The sequence below is a fragment of the Pseudomonas sp. WS 5412 genome (genome assembly GCF_012985615.1).
GTDB classification, from domain to species: domain Bacteria; phylum Pseudomonadota; class Gammaproteobacteria; order Pseudomonadales; family Pseudomonadaceae; genus Aquipseudomonas; species Aquipseudomonas shahriarae.
Window position 1 is genome coordinate 206,900 of the sequence record NZ_JAARMB010000005.1, and the last position, 15,788, is coordinate 222,687.

17 protein-coding genes and 1 pseudogene are annotated in these 15,788 nt (G+C 61.3%); 14 read left to right on the plus strand and 4 right to left on the minus strand.

Annotation, left to right across the window (positions count from 1 at the left end; all coding sequences use genetic code 11):
- The first annotated feature begins 4 nt into the window (after positions 1-4).
- The 3 genes and pseudogenes from dut (at position 5) to argB (ending at position 2,942) form a co-directional block, all read left to right on the plus strand.
- Positions 5-460, plus strand: coding sequence for a dUTP diphosphatase (gene dut, locus HBR94_RS09560; RefSeq protein WP_057961001.1), 456 nt, complete (start codon positions 5-7; stop codon positions 458-460).
- Positions 461-602: 142 nt separating this feature from the next.
- Positions 603-2,015: pseudogene (locus HBR94_RS09565) on the plus strand (phosphomannomutase/phosphoglucomutase); the annotation flags it as partial.
- Between the two features lie 21 nt (positions 2,016-2,036).
- Complete coding sequence (gene argB / locus HBR94_RS09570) at positions 2,037-2,942, plus strand: acetylglutamate kinase (protein ID WP_029289812.1); 906 nt, start codon at positions 2,037-2,039, stop codon at positions 2,940-2,942.
- Positions 2,943-3,027: 85 nt separating this feature from the next.
- On the opposite strand, the gene pyrE is transcribed toward argB, so the two are convergent.
- The gene (gene pyrE, locus HBR94_RS09575; RefSeq protein WP_170044602.1) at positions 3,028-3,672 is read right to left on the minus strand and encodes an orotate phosphoribosyltransferase; all 645 of its coding nucleotides are present in this window, start codon (positions 3,670-3,672) and stop codon (positions 3,028-3,030) included.
- An 82-nt stretch (positions 3,673-3,754) separates the two neighbouring features.
- Here pyrE and HBR94_RS09580 point away from each other — a divergent pair, with 82 nt between their 5' ends.
- Positions 3,755-4,534 (plus strand): exodeoxyribonuclease III, encoded by a 780-nt coding sequence (locus HBR94_RS09580; RefSeq protein WP_029289816.1) that lies wholly within the window; start codon positions 3,755-3,757, stop codon positions 4,532-4,534.
- 58 nt (positions 4,535-4,592) lie between these two features.
- Here the strand turns inward: HBR94_RS09580 and HBR94_RS09585 are convergent, their stop codons facing one another.
- Together HBR94_RS09585 and rph are read right to left on the minus strand one after the other, a co-directional pair.
- On the minus strand, positions 4,593-4,961 hold the full coding sequence (locus HBR94_RS09585; protein WP_057440508.1) for a DUF4870 domain-containing protein: 369 nt from the start codon (positions 4,959-4,961) through the stop codon (positions 4,593-4,595).
- A 23-nt stretch (positions 4,962-4,984) separates the two neighbouring features.
- A complete protein-coding gene (gene rph / locus HBR94_RS09590; protein ID WP_057961002.1) occupies positions 4,985-5,707 on the minus strand; it encodes a ribonuclease PH in 723 nt (240 codons plus the stop codon).
- 233 nt (positions 5,708-5,940) lie between these two features.
- Between rph and HBR94_RS09595 the strand changes: the two genes are divergently transcribed.
- From HBR94_RS09595 to HBR94_RS09620, 6 genes are all read left to right on the plus strand, one after another.
- Positions 5,941-6,804, plus strand: a complete 864-nt coding sequence (locus HBR94_RS09595; protein ID WP_057440510.1) for a YicC/YloC family endoribonuclease — start codon at positions 5,941-5,943, stop codon at positions 6,802-6,804.
- A gap of 10 nt (positions 6,805-6,814) precedes the next feature.
- A complete protein-coding gene (gene gmk, locus HBR94_RS09600) occupies positions 6,815-7,435 on the plus strand; it encodes a guanylate kinase (protein ID WP_057440511.1) in 621 nt (206 codons plus the stop codon).
- 167 nt (positions 7,436-7,602) lie between these two features.
- The gene (rpoZ, locus tag HBR94_RS09605) at positions 7,603-7,866 is read left to right on the plus strand and encodes a DNA-directed RNA polymerase subunit omega (RefSeq protein ID WP_057440512.1); all 264 of its coding nucleotides are present in this window, start codon (positions 7,603-7,605) and stop codon (positions 7,864-7,866) included.
- Positions 7,867-7,926: 60 nt separating this feature from the next.
- Positions 7,927-10,032, plus strand: a complete 2,106-nt coding sequence (gene spoT, locus HBR94_RS09610) for a bifunctional GTP diphosphokinase/guanosine-3',5'-bis pyrophosphate 3'-pyrophosphohydrolase (RefSeq protein ID WP_057961004.1) — start codon at positions 7,927-7,929, stop codon at positions 10,030-10,032.
- A 40-nt stretch (positions 10,033-10,072) separates the two neighbouring features.
- Complete coding sequence (locus HBR94_RS09615; protein WP_025130815.1) at positions 10,073-10,453, plus strand: RidA family protein; 381 nt, start codon at positions 10,073-10,075, stop codon at positions 10,451-10,453.
- A 55-nt stretch (positions 10,454-10,508) separates the two neighbouring features.
- A complete protein-coding gene (locus HBR94_RS09620; protein ID WP_057961005.1) occupies positions 10,509-11,252 on the plus strand; it encodes a hypothetical protein in 744 nt (247 codons plus the stop codon).
- A gap of 141 nt (positions 11,253-11,393) precedes the next feature.
- Here the strand turns inward: HBR94_RS09620 and HBR94_RS09625 are convergent, their stop codons facing one another.
- Positions 11,394-12,245 carry an SDR family oxidoreductase gene (locus HBR94_RS09625; protein WP_057440515.1) on the minus strand — a complete coding sequence of 284 codons (852 nt, stop codon included), beginning with the start codon at positions 12,243-12,245 and terminating at the stop codon, positions 11,394-11,396.
- A 190-nt stretch (positions 12,246-12,435) separates the two neighbouring features.
- Between HBR94_RS09625 and exbB the strand changes: the two genes are divergently transcribed.
- The 4 genes from exbB (at position 12,436) to HBR94_RS09645 (ending at position 15,781) form a co-directional block, all read left to right on the plus strand.
- Positions 12,436-13,449, plus strand: coding sequence for a tonB-system energizer ExbB (exbB, locus tag HBR94_RS09630; RefSeq protein ID WP_057440516.1), 1,014 nt, complete (start codon positions 12,436-12,438; stop codon positions 13,447-13,449).
- A 6-nt stretch (positions 13,450-13,455) separates the two neighbouring features.
- The gene (gene exbD, locus HBR94_RS09635; protein WP_057961008.1) at positions 13,456-13,881 is read left to right on the plus strand and encodes a TonB system transport protein ExbD; all 426 of its coding nucleotides are present in this window, start codon (positions 13,456-13,458) and stop codon (positions 13,879-13,881) included.
- A complete protein-coding gene (locus tag HBR94_RS09640) occupies positions 13,878-14,624 on the plus strand; it encodes an energy transducer TonB (protein WP_057440517.1) in 747 nt (248 codons plus the stop codon). Before exbD ends, HBR94_RS09640 begins: the two co-directional genes overlap by 4 nt.
- Before the next feature lie 236 nt (positions 14,625-14,860).
- A complete protein-coding gene (locus tag HBR94_RS09645) occupies positions 14,861-15,781 on the plus strand; it encodes a hydrogen peroxide-inducible genes activator (RefSeq protein WP_057444217.1) in 921 nt (306 codons plus the stop codon).
- Positions 15,782-15,788: the final 7 nt, after the last annotated feature.

Here is a 15,788-nt window from a genome sequence, read left to right on the forward strand (position 1 = left end):
GTCCATGCACGCTTTGCAAGCCAAGATCCTCGACCCCCGCCTCGGCACCGACTTCCCACTGCCGGCCTACGCCACACCGGGCTCCGCCGGCCTGGACCTGCGCGCCATGCTCAAGCAAGACACCGTCCTTGAGCCGGGCCAGACCCTGCTGATCCCCACCGGCCTGTCGATCTACGTCGGCGACCCCGGCCTGGCCGCCTTGATCCTGCCGCGCTCCGGCCTGGGTCACAAACACGGGATCGTGCTGGGCAACCTGGTGGGCTTGATCGACTCGGACTACCAGGGCGAATTGATGGTCTCGTGCTGGAACCGTGGCCAGACCGCCTTCAACATCGCCGTCGGCGAGCGCATTGCTCAACTGGTCCTGGTGCCGGTGGTGCAGGCACATTTCGAACTGGTCACCGAGTTCGACGAAACCCAGCGTGGCGCGGGCGGCTTCGGGCATTCCGGTAGCCACTGACTACGCTCAGGCATGCCGGACTCTGTGTCCGACATGCCCCAGTGGCATTTTCGCACCACGAACTCTAGGGCAAAAACGCCGTCTTACCCTTCAGTTTGAGCCTGCCGGTCGCCACACTCCGGCATGTCCGCCCCGTATCGATGGAGTTTCCCCAGTGATGAGCAACGCAGCCCCAGTCGCACCGACGTTTCCCGACAGCATTTTCCGCGCCTACGACATCCGTGGTGTCGTCCCGAAAACCCTGACCGCCGAAACCGCCTACTGGATCGGCCGCGCCATCGGCTCGCAAAGCCTGGCCCAGGGCGAGCCCAACGTCTCTGTGGGACGTGACGGTCGCCTGTCCGGCCCCGAGCTGGTGGAGCGCCTGATCCAGGGCCTGGCCGACAGCGGCTGCCATGTCAGCGACGTTGGCCTGGTGCCGACCCCGGCGCTGTACTACGCCGCCAACGTGCTGGCCGGCAAATCCGGCGTGATGCTCACTGGCAGCCACAACCCATCGGACTACAACGGCTTCAAGATCGTGATTGCCGGCGATACCCTGGCCAACGAACAGATCCAGGCCCTGCACACTCGCCTCAAGACCAATGACCTGACCAGCGGTAAGGGCAGCATCACCAAGGTCGATATCCTCCAGCGCTACTCGGACGAAATCACCCGTGACGTCAAGCTCGAGCGGCGCCTGAAAGTCGTGGTGGACTGCGGCAACGGCGCGGCCGGCGTGATCGCCCCGCAACTGCTCGAAGCCTTGAACTGCGAAGTGATCCCGCTGTTCTGCGAAGTCGACGGCAATTTCCCCAACCATCACCCGGACCCGGGCAAGCCTGAAAATCTGGTGGACCTGATCGCCAAGGTCGCAGAAGTGGGCGCCGATGTCGGCCTGGCCTTCGATGGCGACGGAGACCGCGTAGGCGTGGTGACCAACACCGGCAGCATCGTGTTCCCCGACCGCCTGCTGATGCTGTTCGCCCGCGACGTAGTGGCGCGCAACCCCGGTGCCGAGATCATCTTCGACGTCAAATGCACCCGGCGCCTGACGCCGTTGATCAAGGAATACGGCGGCCGCCCACTGATGTGGAAGACCGGTCACTCGTTGATCAAAAAGAAAATGAAAGAAACCGGCGCCCTGCTGGCCGGCGAAATGAGCGGCCATGTGTTCTTCAAGGAGCGCTGGTTCGGTTTTGACGACGGCATCTATAGCGCCGCCCGCCTGCTGGAGATCCTCAGCAAGGAAAAATCCAGCGCTGAAGACCTGTTCGAGACCTTCCCGAACGATATTTCTACGCCGGAAATCAATATCCATGTGACCGAAGAGAGCAAATTCAGCATCATTGACGCATTGCACGATGCGCAATGGGGTGCAGGCGCCAACCTGACCACCATTGATGGTGTGCGAGTCGATTATGCCGAAGGCTGGGGCCTGGTTCGCGCGTCCAACACCACTCCGGTGCTGGTCCTGCGTTTCGAGGCGGATACCGAGGCCGAGTTGCAGCGCATCAAGGACGTGTTCCACGCCCAGTTGAAACGTGTTGCCCCTGATCTCCAACTACCGTTCTGATTATTTGCCCCGGAGCCCTGAATGACCCTCGAACGCGAAGCCGCCGCCAACACCGCCAAGGTCCTTTCCGAAGCGTTGCCTTACATTCGACGCTACGTCGGCAAGACGCTGGTGATCAAGTACGGCGGCAATGCCATGGAAAGCGACGAGCTGAAAACCGGCTTTGCCCGTGACATCGTGCTGATGAAAGCCGTCGGGATCAACCCGGTGGTGGTGCACGGCGGCGGCCCGCAAATCGGTGACCTGCTCAAGCGCCTGTCCATCGAGAGTCATTTCATCGACGGCATGCGTGTTACCGATGCGCAGACCATGGACGTGGTGGAGATGGTCCTGGGCGGCCAGGTGAACAAAGACATCGTCAACCTGATCAACCGTCACGGCGGCAGCGCCATCGGCCTGACCGGCAAGGACGCCGAGCTGATCCGTGCGAAGAAACTTACCGTGACCCGCAAGACTCCGGAGATGACCCAGCCGGAAATCATCGACATCGGCCAGGTGGGCGAAGTGATCGGCATCAACACCGATTTGCTCAACCTGCTGGTCAAGGGCGACTTCATCCCGGTGATCGCGCCGATTGGTGTGGGGGCCAATGGCGAGTCCTACAACATCAACGCCGATCTGGTGGCGGGCAAGGTGGCCGAGGCACTCAAGGCCGAGAAGCTGATGCTGCTGACCAATATCGCCGGCCTGATGGACAAGGAAGGCAAGGTTCTGACCGGTCTGACTACCCAGCAAGTCGACGATCTGATCGCCGACGGCACCATCTACGGCGGCATGCTGCCGAAGATCCGCTGCGCACTGGAAGCGGTGCAAGGTGGCGTAGGCAGCTCGCTGATCATCGACGGCCGGGTGCCCAATGCGGTGCTGCTGGAGATCTTCACTGATACGGGCATGGGTACGCTGATCAGCAATCGCAAGCGTCCGTAAGCGCTGAAACAAAAAGCCCCCGTTCAACTGGATTGAACGGGGGCTTTTTTGTGGCCAATCTGCAACAGGGTGGATATCCCCTGTGTCAGACGCCAAACTGCTCGCGGTACGCACGCACTGCCGGCAGGTGCTGCTTGAGCTGCGGGTCGTCTTCCAGGAACTGCAATACCTGGTTCAGCGACACGATGCTCACCACGGGAATCCCGAAGTCACGTTCCACTTCCTGGATCGCCGACAACTCACCGTTGCCGCGTTCCTCGCGGTTCAACGCGATCAGCACGCCCGCAGCCTTGGCGCCGTCCTGGGACGCAATGATCTGCATCACTTCACGAATCGCGGTACCGGCAGTGATCACGTCGTCGATGATCAGCACATCGCCGGTCAGCGGCGCGCCGACCAGGCTACCGCCCTCACCGTGGGCCTTGGCTTCCTTGCGGTTGAAACACCACGGCAGATCGCGGTCGTGATGTTCAGCCAGGGCCACTGCGGTCGCGGCGGCCAACGGAATGCCTTTGTAGGCCGGGCCAAACAGCACGTCGAAGGCAATACCGCTTTCAACGATGGCGGCGGCGTAGAAACGCCCCAGTTGCGCCAGGGCAGAACCCGAGTTGAACAGGCCGGCATTGAAGAAGTATGGGCTGGTGCGCCCGGACTTGAGGGTGAACTCACCGAAGCGCAAAACCCCGCGATCGATGGCAAAACGAATGAAATCGCGTTGATACGCCTGCATGAAAAAAGCCTCAGATACCACGGATTTAGCTAAATAGGTAGACGGCGTGTATCATACACGCACGCGATTTTTGGGGCCATTTATGCGGATCATCAGTGTGAACGTTAATGGTATTCAGGCTGCAGTCGAGCGTGGTTTGCTCAGTTGGCTGCAAGCCCAGAATGCCGACGTCATCTGCCTGCAGGACACCCGCGCCTCCGCCTTTGAACTGGACGACCCAGCCTTCCAACTGGATGGCTACTTCCTTTATGCCTGTGATGCCGAAGTCCCTGCCCAAGGTGGCGTGGCTCTGTACTCACGGTTGCAACCCAAGGCGGTCATCAGCGGCCTCGGCTTCGAGACAGCCGATCGCTACGGGCGCTACCTGCAAGCCGATTTCGACAAAGTCAGTATTGCTACCTTGCTGCTCCCTTCGGGGATGAACGGCGATGAAGACTTGAACCAGAAGTTCAAGCTAATGGACGATTTCGCCCGTTATCTGGATAAACAGCGACGCAAACGCCGCGAGTACATTTATTGTGGCTCGCTGTACGTGGCGCAACAGAAGCTGGATATCAAGAACTGGCGCGACAGCCAGCAATCCCCGGGCTTCCTGGCGCCGGAACGGGCCTGGATGGACGAGATTGTCGGCAACATGGGGTATGTAGATGCCCTGCGTGAAGTCAGCCGCGAAGGCGACCAGTACAGCTGGTGGCCGGACAACGAACAGGCCGAGATGCTTAATCTGGGCTGGCGTTTTGACTACCAGTTGCTGACCCCCGGCCTGCGCCGGTTTGTCCGCAGCGCACGTCTGCCGCGTCAACCGCGCTTCTCGCAACATGCGCCGTTGATCGTGGACTACGACTGGACCTTGACCATCTGAGGTCAATATCCAGGTACAAAAAAACCGACATCGCTGTCGGTTTTTTTGTGGGCGATCATTATTTGATCAATCGCCAGGTGAGCGGGTAACGGTAGGCAATGCCTTTGTTGGCCTTGACCCCGCCAATGATGGTCAAGATCAGTGCGGCAATTACCAGCACCACCATCAACAGGAAGCCGATCACCACGAACCCCAGGACAAAGCAGACCAGCCAGGCGATGGCCACGGTCAGCTGGAAGTTCAGCGCTTCCTTGCCCTGGTCGTCGATCAGCGGGTCCATGTCCTTCTTCACCTGCCACAGGATCAATGGCCCCAACACGCTACCAAAGGGGAACACCAGGCCCAGGAACGCCGCGAAGTGACAGAGCATCGCCCATTGGCGCACTTCCTTGTTCTGGGCTGACACGGGAAGCTGGTTGTCACTCATCGCGTTGCTCCTTGAGGCCGGTTTCAGTCAGCCAGTGCGGCGTTCTGCAGTTCGAAGATTTCGCTCATGCCTTTCTGGGCCAGGGCCAGCATGGCGTTCAGGTCTGCCGGCTGGAATGGCGCGCCTTCGGCGGTGCCCTGCACTTCGATGAACCCACCGGTGCTGGTCATGACCACGTTCAGGTCGGTCTCGGCAGCCGAGTCTTCCAGGTAGTCCAGGTCCAGCACTGGCTCGCCCTGGTACATGCCCACCGATACGGCGGCAATCATCTGCTTGAGCGGGTCGCCGCCTTTCAGGCCGCCGCGCTTCTTGATCACTTTCAGCGCATCGACCAGGGCCACCATGGCGCCAGTGATGGACGCGGTGCGGGTGCCGCCGTCGGCCTGGATCACGTCGCAGTCGACGTACAGGGTTACATCGCCCAGTTTAGACATGTCCAGCGCAGCGCGCAGGGAACGGCCGATCAGACGCTGGATTTCCAGGGTACGACCACCCTGCTTGCCACGGCTGGCTTCACGCTGGTTACGCTCGCCGGTGGCGCGCGGCAACATGCCGTACTCTGCAGTCAACCAACCCTGGCCCTGACCCTTGAGGAAACGCGGCACGCCATTCTCGACGCTGACGGTGCAGATGACCTTGGTATCGCCAAACTCGACCAGTACAGATCCCTCGGCGTGTTTGGTGTAGTTGCGGGTGATGCGGATCGAGCGGAGCTGATCGGCAGCGCGACCACTTGGACGTTTCATAGGGGATACCTGTACAGAGGACGAAAAACTGCCGAGCATTATAGAGCCGCAGGCCGCTTCTCGGCACTGCTAATAAATTCGGTAACGAATGGACAACCCCTGGCACCCTTTGTCACAGCCCGCATTTGGGGGCGCCCGCCCCGTTGCGCTACAATCCTGCGCCTTCGCAGCCAGTCGGCTTCAATCTACCCACCAGCCCGCCCGTTTGCGGGACTGCATCGCGAGGTACCTCCATGGTGCACAGCATGACTGCCTTTGCCCGCGTCGAAAAAGCCGGCGTCCAGGGCACCCTGAGCTGGGAATTGCGCTCGGTCAACAGCCGCTACCTGGAGCCGCACCTGCGCCTGCCCGAGTCCTTCCGCGACCTTGAAGGCGCAGTGCGCGAAGCCCTGCGTGCCGGCATCTCCCGCGGCAAACTGGAATGCACCCTGCGCTTTACCGAGGAAACCACCGGCAAGCCGCTGCAGGTTGACCGCGAGCGCGCCGCGCAACTGGTCGCCGCCGCCGAGACCATCGCCAGCCTGATCAAACAGCCAGCGGCCCTGAACCCCCTGGAAGTGTTGGCCTGGCCTGGGGTGCTGGTGGCCGACGCCACTGACCCGCAAGCGCTGAACGCCGAAGCCCTGGCCCTGTTCAACCAGGGCCTCAAGGAGCTTAAAGCCGGCCGCGAGCGTGAAGGCGCCGAGCTGGCCCGCCTGATCAACGAACGCCTGACGGCCATCGAGGCCGACGTCGTGACCCTGCGCGAACTGGTGCCGCAGATGCTGGCCACCCAGCGTCAGAAAGTCCTCGACCGCTTCACCGACATGAAGGCCGACCTCGACCCGGTGCGCCTGGAACAGGAAATGGTCCTGCTCGCACAAAAAAGCGACGTCGCCGAAGAACTCGATCGACTGAGCACCCATATCCTGGAAGTGCGCCGCGTGCTCAAGTCGGCCGGTGCCGCCGGTCGGCGCCTGGACTTCCTGATGCAGGAACTCAACCGCGAAGCCAATACACTGGGCTCCAAAGCCTTCGATCCGCGCAGCACCACGGCTGCGGTCAACCTCAAAGTGTTGATCGAGCAAATGCGCGAACAAGTACAGAATATTGAGTAAGGCAACTCCCATGACCCACAGCACCGGCACCCTGTACATCATTTCCGCCCCCTCGGGCGCGGGCAAAAGCAGCCTGGTCAAGGCCCTGACCGACACCAACCCGGAGATCCGCGTATCGGTCTCCCACACCACTCGCGCCATGCGCCCGGGTGAGGTGAACGGCGTGAACTATCACTTCGTCGAACGCAGCGAATTCGTGAAGATGATCGAACACGGGGACTTCCTGGAGCGCGCCGAGGTGTTCGGCAACCTCTATGGCACGTCCCAGAGCCACTTGCAGCAGACCCTGGACGAAGGCCACGACCTGATCCTGGAAATCGACTGGCAGGGCGCCGAACAGGTGCGCCAATTAATGCCCAAGGCGCGCTCGATCTTTATCCTGCCGCCGTCCCTGGAGGCCTTGCACCAGCGCCTGACCAATCGCGGCCAGGACAGCGACCAGGTCATCGACGGCCGCATGCGCGAAGCCGTCAGTGAAATGAGCCACTATGTGGACTACGACTACCTGATCATCAACGACGATTTTTCCCACGCCCTGGACGACTTGAAGGCGATTTTCCGCGCCAATCAGCTCCAGCAAAAACGCCAACAGCAGCGTTTTGGCAAATTGTTGGCCGAACTGCTCGGTTGAATGGCTCTTCCCAAAACCGCTGCAAGGGCCTTACATTGGCACTTGTAGCGTGTTTGCCGGGGCCTGCAGAAAATCAGCGCTTCCCTAAACGCTGGTGATTTTTTAAACTGTTGAGTCCGCTCGCCCAACCGGGCAGCGCGCATCTTGCATTCGCTCCGAGGAATACCATGGCCCGCGTAACCGTTGAAGACTGCCTAGAACACGTGGATAACCGCTTTGAGCTGGTCATGCTCTCTACCAAGCGTGCCCGTCAATTGGCCACTGGCGGCAAAGAGCCACTGCTCAATTGGGAAAATGACAAGCCTACCGTGATGGCCCTGCGCGAAATCGCTGCCGGCGTGATGAGCTATGAATACATTGCCAGCGCTGAAATCGTTGAAGACGAACCGCTGTTTGCAGCGTTCGAGGACGAGTCCAACGAGGCCGTCTAAGCCTATGCCTGGTCGACGTAGCACGGCGCAGGGTCACAGCCTTCGGCAGGAGTTAACACTTTGCCGAGCATAGACGCCCTCGCCGATCGCTTATCGACCTACCTCGGCACCGACCAGGTCAACCTGGTCCGCCGAGCGTATTTCTACGCCGAACAAGCCCACGACGGCCAACGCCGCCGCAGCGGCGAGGCGTATGTCACCCATCCTCTTGCGGTGGCCAATATTCTTGCCGACATGCACATGGACCATCAGAGCCTGATGGCCGCGATGCTGCATGACGTGATCGAAGACACCGGCATTGCCAAGGAAGCGCTCAGTGCGCAATTTGGCGAAACCGTGGCCGACCTGGTCGACGGGGTCAGCAAGCTGACCCAGATGAACTTCGAGACCAAGGCCGAGGCCCAGGCGGAAAACTTCCAGAAGATGGCCATGGCCATGGCCCGGGACATCCGGGTGATCCTGGTCAAGCTGGCCGACCGGCTGCACAACATGCGCACGCTGGAAGTGCTGTCCGGTGAGAAACGCCGGCGCATTGCCAAGGAAACCCTGGAAATCTACGCGCCCATCGCCAACCGGCTGGGCATGCATGCCATTCGTATCGAATTCGAAGACCTGGGTTTCAAGGCGATGCACCCGATGCGCTCGGCGCGCATCTACCAGGCGGTCAAGCGCGCCCGGGGCAATCGCAAGGAAATCGTCAACAAGATCGAAGAGTCCCTGAGCCACTGCCTGGCAATCGACGAGATTGAAGGCGAAGTCAGCGGGCGGCAGAAGCATATCTACGGCATCTACAAGAAGATGCGCGGCAAGCGCCGGGCCTTCAACGAGATCATGGACGTGTATGCGTTCCGGATCATCGTCGACAAGGTCGATACCTGCTACCGCGTGCTGGGCGCTGTACATAATTTGTACAAACCCCTGCCAGGCCGCTTCAAGGACTACATCGCCATCCCCAAAGCCAACGGCTATCAGTCGCTGCATACCACGCTGTTCGGTATGCATGGGGTGCCGATCGAGATCCAGATCCGCACCCGGGAAATGGAAGAGATGGCCAACAACGGCATCGCCGCCCATTGGCTGTACAAATCCAGCGGCGACGAGCAGCCCAAAGGCACCCATGCCCGCGCCCGCCAGTGGGTCAAGGGCGTGCTGGAAATGCAGCAACGTGCCGGCAACTCCCTGGAATTCATCGAAAGCGTGAAAATCGACCTGTTCCCGGACGAGGTCTACGTGTTCACGCCAAAAGGCCGGATCATGGAGCTGCCCAAGGGCTCCACGGCGGTCGACTTTGCCTACGCAGTGCACACCGACGTCGGCAACAGTTGCATCGCCTGCCGGATCAACCGCCGCCTGGCCCCGCTGTCGGAACCGCTGCAAAGCGGCTCCACCGTGGAGATCGTCAGCGCGCCGGGGGCCCGGCCGAACCCGGCCTGGCTCAACTTCGTAGTCACCGGCAAGGCCCGCACCCATATCCGCCACGCCCTGAAGCTGCAACGTCGCTCCGAGTCCATCAGCCTGGGCGAACGCCTGCTGAACAAGGTGCTCAACGGTTTCGACAGTTCCTTGGAGAAGATCCCCGCCGAGCGCGTGCAGGCGATCCTCCACGAGTACCGTCAGGAAGCCATCGAGGACTTGCTCGAAGACATCGGCCTGGGCAATCGCATGGCCTACGTGGTCGCCCGCCGCCTGCTCGGCGAGGGCGAGCAACTGCCGAGCCCCGAAGGCCCGCTGGCCATTCGCGGCACCGAAGGCCTGGTGCTGAGCTACGCCAAATGCTGCACACCGATCCCGGGCGACCCGATTGTGGGCCACCTGTCCGCCGGCAAAGGCATGGTCGTGCACCTGGACAACTGCCGCAATATCAGCGAAATACGCCACAACCCGGAAAAATGCATCCAGCTGTCCTGGGCCAAGGATGTGACCGGCGAATTCAACGTCGAGTTGCGGGTCGAGCTGGAGCATCAGCGCGGCCTGATCGCCTTGCTGGCCAGCAGCGTCAACGCCGCCGACGGCAATATCGAAAAAATCAGCATGGACGAACGTGATGGTCGCATCAGCGTGGTCCAACTGGTGGTCAGCGTGCACGACCGTGTACACCTGGCCCGCGTGATCAAGAAACTGCGTGCCCTGACTGGGGTTATCCGCATCACTCGCATGCGCGCATAACGCCTCCCCCCTATAGCCCGGACATTACAAGGAGTCATTTATGACCAAGACTGTTATCACCAGCGACAAGGCACCTGCTGCCATCGGTACTTATTCCCAGGCGATCAAGGCGGGCAACACCGTCTACATGTCCGGCCAGATCCCTCTGGACCCAAAGACCATGGAGCTGGTTGAAGGCTTCGAAGCCCAGACCGTACAAGTCTTCGAAAACCTCAAGTCGGTAGCCGAAGCCGCAGGCGGTTCGTTCAAGGACATCGTCAAGCTGAACATCTTCCTCACCGACCTGAGCCACTTCGCCAAGGTCAACGAGATCATGGGCAAGTACTTCGAACAACCCTACCCAGCCCGCGCCGCCATTGGCGTTGCCGCCCTTCCTAAGGGCTCCCAGGTTGAGATGGACGCGATTCTGGTCATCGAGTAATACATTCGGCGCAACCCACAGGGTTGCGCCGACTTCGTTTTAAAAGGATTTCATAATGCGCAAAGCGCTCGTTGCCTCCACGCTGCTCGCCCTGTTCCTTGGCGGCTGTGCCAGCAATCCTGCCACCCGGGATGTGAGCGGCACCTGGATCAACCAGGTCGCCATTGATGCGGCGTCCAAGGGCGGCCCTTTGCGCGAAGCCCTGCAAGCCTACGGTCCGAACCTCGAATGGGAGGTCAACACCAAGGCCAACCAGGCACGCTACTTCAATGGCTTTGAACGCCCCGAAGGCACCCTGGCCGGGGAAAAGTCCGGCACCTGGAACGTTGATTTCTACGGTAGCTCGACCACCGAACTCAAGCGCAAGGGCAAACAGCTGCTGCAAGTGGCCAACGACAACGAGCCCGAACAGCTGTTTGACCGCCCCAAGGACCCTGCCCCCGAAGGCGCACCCCTGGGTGCCAACTTCGAACGGGCGCTGTACTCGGCCTATATGGGCGGCAGCTGGAAAATCACCAGCGGCAGCGGCCTGGGCGCTACCGTGCAGTTCCAGGCCAACGGCCAAGTAAGCGGGCTGCCGGGCGCCGAGCAGTACTCACTGTGCCTGGCGGGCGATTGCGCCTCCATGAGCGGGGGCTACGACAGCATCTGGCTGCAACAAGGCGGCCAGGGCAACCCGTGGATCTTCAGTCGCAATGACAAGCAGTTGGAGATTTTCCAGGCGATCAATACCTCCCAGGCCGACGAAGTCCCTTCGTTTACCCCCGGGCCACGCCAGTGGTTGCTGGAAAAACAGTAATTTCAATGTGGGAGCGGGCTTGCGTGGGAGCCGGGCTTGCCCGCGATGCAGGCACCTCGGTGCGTCAGTGACACCGAGGTGATGCTGTCGCAGCGATCCGACAAGCTAGCTCCCACACAAGCCGGTGCCTAGCAGGAAAGGTCAGCCTTTGAGGATAGCGGCGTAGCCTTCGCGATAACTCGGATAGGTTGGCGTCCAACCCAGCGCCTTGGCCCGCGCATTGCTGCACTGCTTGCTGCCCGCGCGCCGCACACTGGCGTCTTCGGCCCACTCGGTCACCCCAAGGTACTCACGCAGCCAGCCCACAACCTCAGCCAGCGGCGCCGGCGCGTCGTCGACGCCGATATAGACCTTGTCCAACGAACCGCCCTGCTCTACATGTTGCAGCAGAAACGCCAACAACCCTGCCGCATCATCAACATGTATCCGGTTGCCGTACAAAGGCGGCTCCACCGCCACGCGATAGCCCTGGCGCACCTGGCTCAACAACCATTCACGCCCCGGCCCGTAGATACCGGTCAAGCGCACAGTCGTGGCCGGGATGCCGCTGTCGAATGCCACTTGCTCGGCTTCCAGCATCACTTGCCCGGAATAGCCAAGGGCCTGGGTAGGCGACGTCTCATCGACCCATTCGCCATTTTGCTGCCCATAGACACTGCTGCTGGACACGAACACAAGCTGCTTGGGCTGCTGGCCATAGTCGTCGAGCCATTCCAGCACATGCTGCAAGCCTTCGACATAGGCCTTGCGATAGCCCGCTTCGTCATGGTCGGTGGCGGCTGCGCAGTACACCAGGTAGTCCACACCGCCGATCGGCCAGGTGTCGGGACAATCCTTTTTGAACAGGTCGCCGGCAATCCCGATCACCCCTTCGGGCAGGCGCGAGACATTACGCCGCAGGCCATGCACCTCCCATCCGGCAGCCAGCAATTGACTAGCCAGCCGACTACCTACATCACCACAACCGGCAATCACCACAGAAGGCGCAGACATCACAAAACTCCGTTCTCAAAGGTCTAGATTAGCCCTCGCAGGTGACCAGCGGCCAGAAAAAGCACAAATAAAGATACTGTATTACTTCTGTTAACAAGAATTACTTGCAATAATAACCGCCCATTTGTCCTCGACCCTTTATGCGGTCTGGCAGGGCAAGCCCTTATTTTTTCTATCAGGTCCGGCCAGCATGACACGCAATAACCTCCCCGCTTCGCCAACCAAGCCTCACAGCCCGTCCCGCGTCTGGCGCGCGATAACTGCGTTGCTGTTCAGCGTCCTGCTGGCACCGACCGCCGCGCTCGCCGATGCCACGGCACCGGCCACTCCGCCTGCCGCTACTGCGCCAGCCCCGGCCGCGGCCCCCGCACCAGAGCAAAATGCCGCAGCACCCGGTGCTCCAACTGTCGCTCCTGCGGCCACCGACCCGGCTGCCGCCGAAGGCGTAGCCCCGCAAGATGAAACCGGCGTGGTTCTGGAAGAAGACAACACCCTGGGCATGGCTCACGACCTGTCGCCTTGGGGCATGTATCAGAACGCTGACATCATCGTGAAGATCGTGATGATCGGCCTGGCCATCGCCTCGATCATCACCTGGACCATCTGGATTGCCAAAGGCTTCGAGCTGCTGGGCGCCAAACGCCGCCTGCGCACGGAAATCGCCAACCTGAAAAAAGCCACCACCCTTAAAGAAGCCAGCGAAAGCGCGGCCATCAAGGGCACCCTGGCGCACCTGCTGGTACATGACGCACTGGAAGAAATGCGTCTGTCGGCCAACACCCGCGAAAAGGAAGGCATCAAGGAACGCGTGAGCTTCCGCCTGGAGCGCCTGGTGGCAGCCTGCGGTCGCAACATGAGCAACGGCACCGGCGTGCTGGCGACCATCGGTTCCACCGCGCCGTTCGTCGGTCTGTTCGGTACCGTGTGGGGCATCATGAACAGCTTCATCGGCATCGCCAAGACCCAGACCACCAACCTCGCCGTCGTTGCCCCCGGCATCGCCGAAGCCCTGCTGGCAACTGCCCTGGGCCTGGTCGCCGCAATTCCGGCGGTGGTGATCTACAACGTGTTCGCCCGTTCGATCGCCGGCTACAAGGCCCAGGTGTCGGACGCTTCGGCAGAAGTCCTGTTGCTGGTCAGCCGCGACCTCGATCACCTGCCTACCGAGCGCAGCTCGCAACCGCACATGGTGAAAGTGGGGTAATCGGCCATGGGCCTGCATTTGAATCAAGGCGACGACGAGCTCGTCGAGAACCACGAAATCAACGTCACGCCGTTTATCGACGTGATGCTGGTGCTGCTGATCATATTCATGGTGGCAGCCCCTTTGGCCACGGTGGATATCAAGGTCGACCTCCCCGCCTCCAGCGCGAAACCCGCGCCCCGGCCGGAGAAACCGGTGTTCCTCAGCGTCAAGGCTGACCAGCGTCTGTTCCTGGGCGAAGACGAAGTCAAACCCGAAACCCTTGGTGCGGTGCTCGACGCCCGGACCCAGGGCAAGAAAGACACGACGATCTTCTTCCAGGCCGACAAGGGCGTGGACTATGGCGACCTGATGAGCGTGATGGATGCCCTGCGGGCAGCCGGCTACCTCAAGGTCGGTCTGGTCGGACTTGAGACGGCAGCCAAGAAATGATCACGACGCGCCACAAACTGACGCGTTATGGCACCAGCCTCGCCGTCGTGCTGGGCGTCCACGCCGTCGCGATCATCCTCGCGCTCCAGTGGTCGGCGCCACAGATGGTGCAGTTGCCACCGGCTGCCATGGTCATCGACCTGGCGCCGATGCCAGCCCCACCCCCTCCGGCCCCGCCGAAGGTGGTGACGCCACCGCAACCGCCGGCACCGGTGGAAGAGTTGCCCTTGCCGAAACTGGCCGAGGCACCCAAGCCCACGATTTCCGTGCCCAAGCCGGTCAAGCCAAAGCCTAAGCCGCAGCCGCCCAAGCCTGAGAAAAAGGTCGAGCAGCCCAAGGAGAAACCCTCCGAGGATCCGCCGAGCGAAACCCCTCAGAACAACGCGCCTTCGGAGAAATCCGCGCAGCCGCAACCCGGCCCTTCGCCGGCACAGATCGCGGCCAAGGCCACCTGGCAAAGCACGCTGCTCGGTCACCTGGCGAAGTACAAGAAGTACCCGCCAGGCGCCCAGGCCCGTGGCAAGGAAGGCTTGAACCGCTTGCGGTTCGTGGTGGATGCCGAAGGCAAGGTGCTGTCCTATGAGCTGGTGGGCCGCTCCGGCAACGCCGACCTGGACCGCGCTACCCTGGAGATGATCCGTCGCGCCCAACCGCTGCCCAAGCCTCCGGCCGAGATGTTGACCAACGGCAGCATCGAAATCGTTGCGCCGTTTGTCTACAACATCGAGAAGCGCCGCCGCTAACCCCTGGGGGAGCGGGCTTGTGTGGGAGCGGGCTTGCCCGCGATGACGGTGTAACAGTCAACATCCACAGTGACTGACACACCGCCATCGCGAACAAGCCCGCCCCCACACAAAACGGCCAACGCCATTAAGCAAAATCCCCCGCACAAACCGCTCAATCCCCAATCAAGCTCTGATAACGTGCGTCTATCGTTTGCAGCCGGTATGCTTGGCCCGCAACCTCATGGACGCCCGCTATGACTCTTACAGAATTACGCTACATCGTGACCCTCGCCCAAGAGCAACACTTCGGCCATGCAGCCGAACGTTGCCATGTCAGCCAGCCGACGCTGTCGGTGGGCGTGAAAAAGCTTGAAGACGAACTCGGTGTGCTGATTTTCGAGCGCAGCAAAAGCGCCGTGCGCCTCACCCCGGTAGGCGAAGGCATTGTTGCCCAGGCGCAGAAGGTGCTGGAGCAGGCCCAGAGCATTCGTGAGCTGGCCCAGGCCGGCAAGAACCAGCTGACCGCCCCGCTGAAAGTCGGCGCGATCTATACCGTCGGCCCGTACCTGTTCCCGCACCTGATCCCGCAACTGCACCGCGTCGCGCCGCAGATGCCGCTGTATATCGAAGAAAACTTCACCCACGTACTGCGCGACAAACTGCGCAACGGTGAGTTGGACGCGATCATCATCGCCCTGCCTTTCAACGAAGCCGACGTGCTGACATTGCCGCTCTACGACGAGCCGTTCTATGTATTGATGCCGGCCTCGCACCCATGGACGCAAAAAGACACGATTGACGCCAGCCTGCTCAACGACAAGAGCCTGCTGCTGCTCGGTGAAGGCCATTGCTTCCGCGACCAGGTGCTGGAAGCCTGCCCGACCCTGACCAAGGGCAACGACGGCGCCAAGCACACCACCGTGGAGTCCAGCTCCCTGGAGACCATTCGCCATATGGTGGCATCCGGCCTGGGCATCTCGATCCTGCCGCTGTCGGCCGTCGACAGCCACCACTACGCGGCCGGCGTGATTGAAGTGCGTCCGCTCACCCCGCCCGTGCCGTTCCGTACCGTGGCGATTGCCTGGCGCGCCAGTTTCCCGCGCCCGAAAGCGATTGATATCCTCGCCGACTCGATCCGCCTGTGCTCGGTGGCCAAGCCGCCTGCCGCGAGCTAAGTACGTG

Coding starts and splice junctions, on each gene's coding strand:
- dut (WP_057961001.1), top strand. CDS start 5: ATGCACGCTTTGCAAGCCAAGATCCTCGACCCCCGCCTCGGCACCGAC.
- argB (WP_029289812.1), top strand. CDS start 2,037: ATGACCCTCGAACGCGAAGCCGCCGCCAACACCGCCAAGGTCCTTTCC.
- pyrE (WP_170044602.1), bottom strand. CDS start 3,672: ATGCAGGCGTATCAACGCGATTTCATTCGTTTTGCCATCGATCGCGGG.
- HBR94_RS09580 (WP_029289816.1), top strand. CDS start 3,755: ATGCGGATCATCAGTGTGAACGTTAATGGTATTCAGGCTGCAGTCGAG.
- HBR94_RS09585 (WP_057440508.1), bottom strand. CDS start 4,961: ATGAGTGACAACCAGCTTCCCGTGTCAGCCCAGAACAAGGAAGTGCGC.
- rph (WP_057961002.1), bottom strand. CDS start 5,707: ATGAAACGTCCAAGTGGTCGCGCTGCCGATCAGCTCCGCTCGATCCGC.
- HBR94_RS09595 (WP_057440510.1), top strand. CDS start 5,941: ATGGTGCACAGCATGACTGCCTTTGCCCGCGTCGAAAAAGCCGGCGTC.
- gmk (WP_057440511.1), top strand. CDS start 6,815: ATGACCCACAGCACCGGCACCCTGTACATCATTTCCGCCCCCTCGGGC.
- rpoZ (WP_057440512.1), top strand. CDS start 7,603: ATGGCCCGCGTAACCGTTGAAGACTGCCTAGAACACGTGGATAACCGC.
- HBR94_RS09615 (WP_025130815.1), top strand. CDS start 10,073: ATGACCAAGACTGTTATCACCAGCGACAAGGCACCTGCTGCCATCGGT.
- HBR94_RS09620 (WP_057961005.1), top strand. CDS start 10,509: ATGCGCAAAGCGCTCGTTGCCTCCACGCTGCTCGCCCTGTTCCTTGGC.
- HBR94_RS09625 (WP_057440515.1), bottom strand. CDS start 12,245: ATGTCTGCGCCTTCTGTGGTGATTGCCGGTTGTGGTGATGTAGGTAGT.
- exbB (WP_057440516.1), top strand. CDS start 12,436: ATGACACGCAATAACCTCCCCGCTTCGCCAACCAAGCCTCACAGCCCG.
- exbD (WP_057961008.1), top strand. CDS start 13,456: ATGGGCCTGCATTTGAATCAAGGCGACGACGAGCTCGTCGAGAACCAC.
- HBR94_RS09640 (WP_057440517.1), top strand. CDS start 13,878: ATGATCACGACGCGCCACAAACTGACGCGTTATGGCACCAGCCTCGCC.
- HBR94_RS09645 (WP_057444217.1), top strand. CDS start 14,861: ATGACTCTTACAGAATTACGCTACATCGTGACCCTCGCCCAAGAGCAA.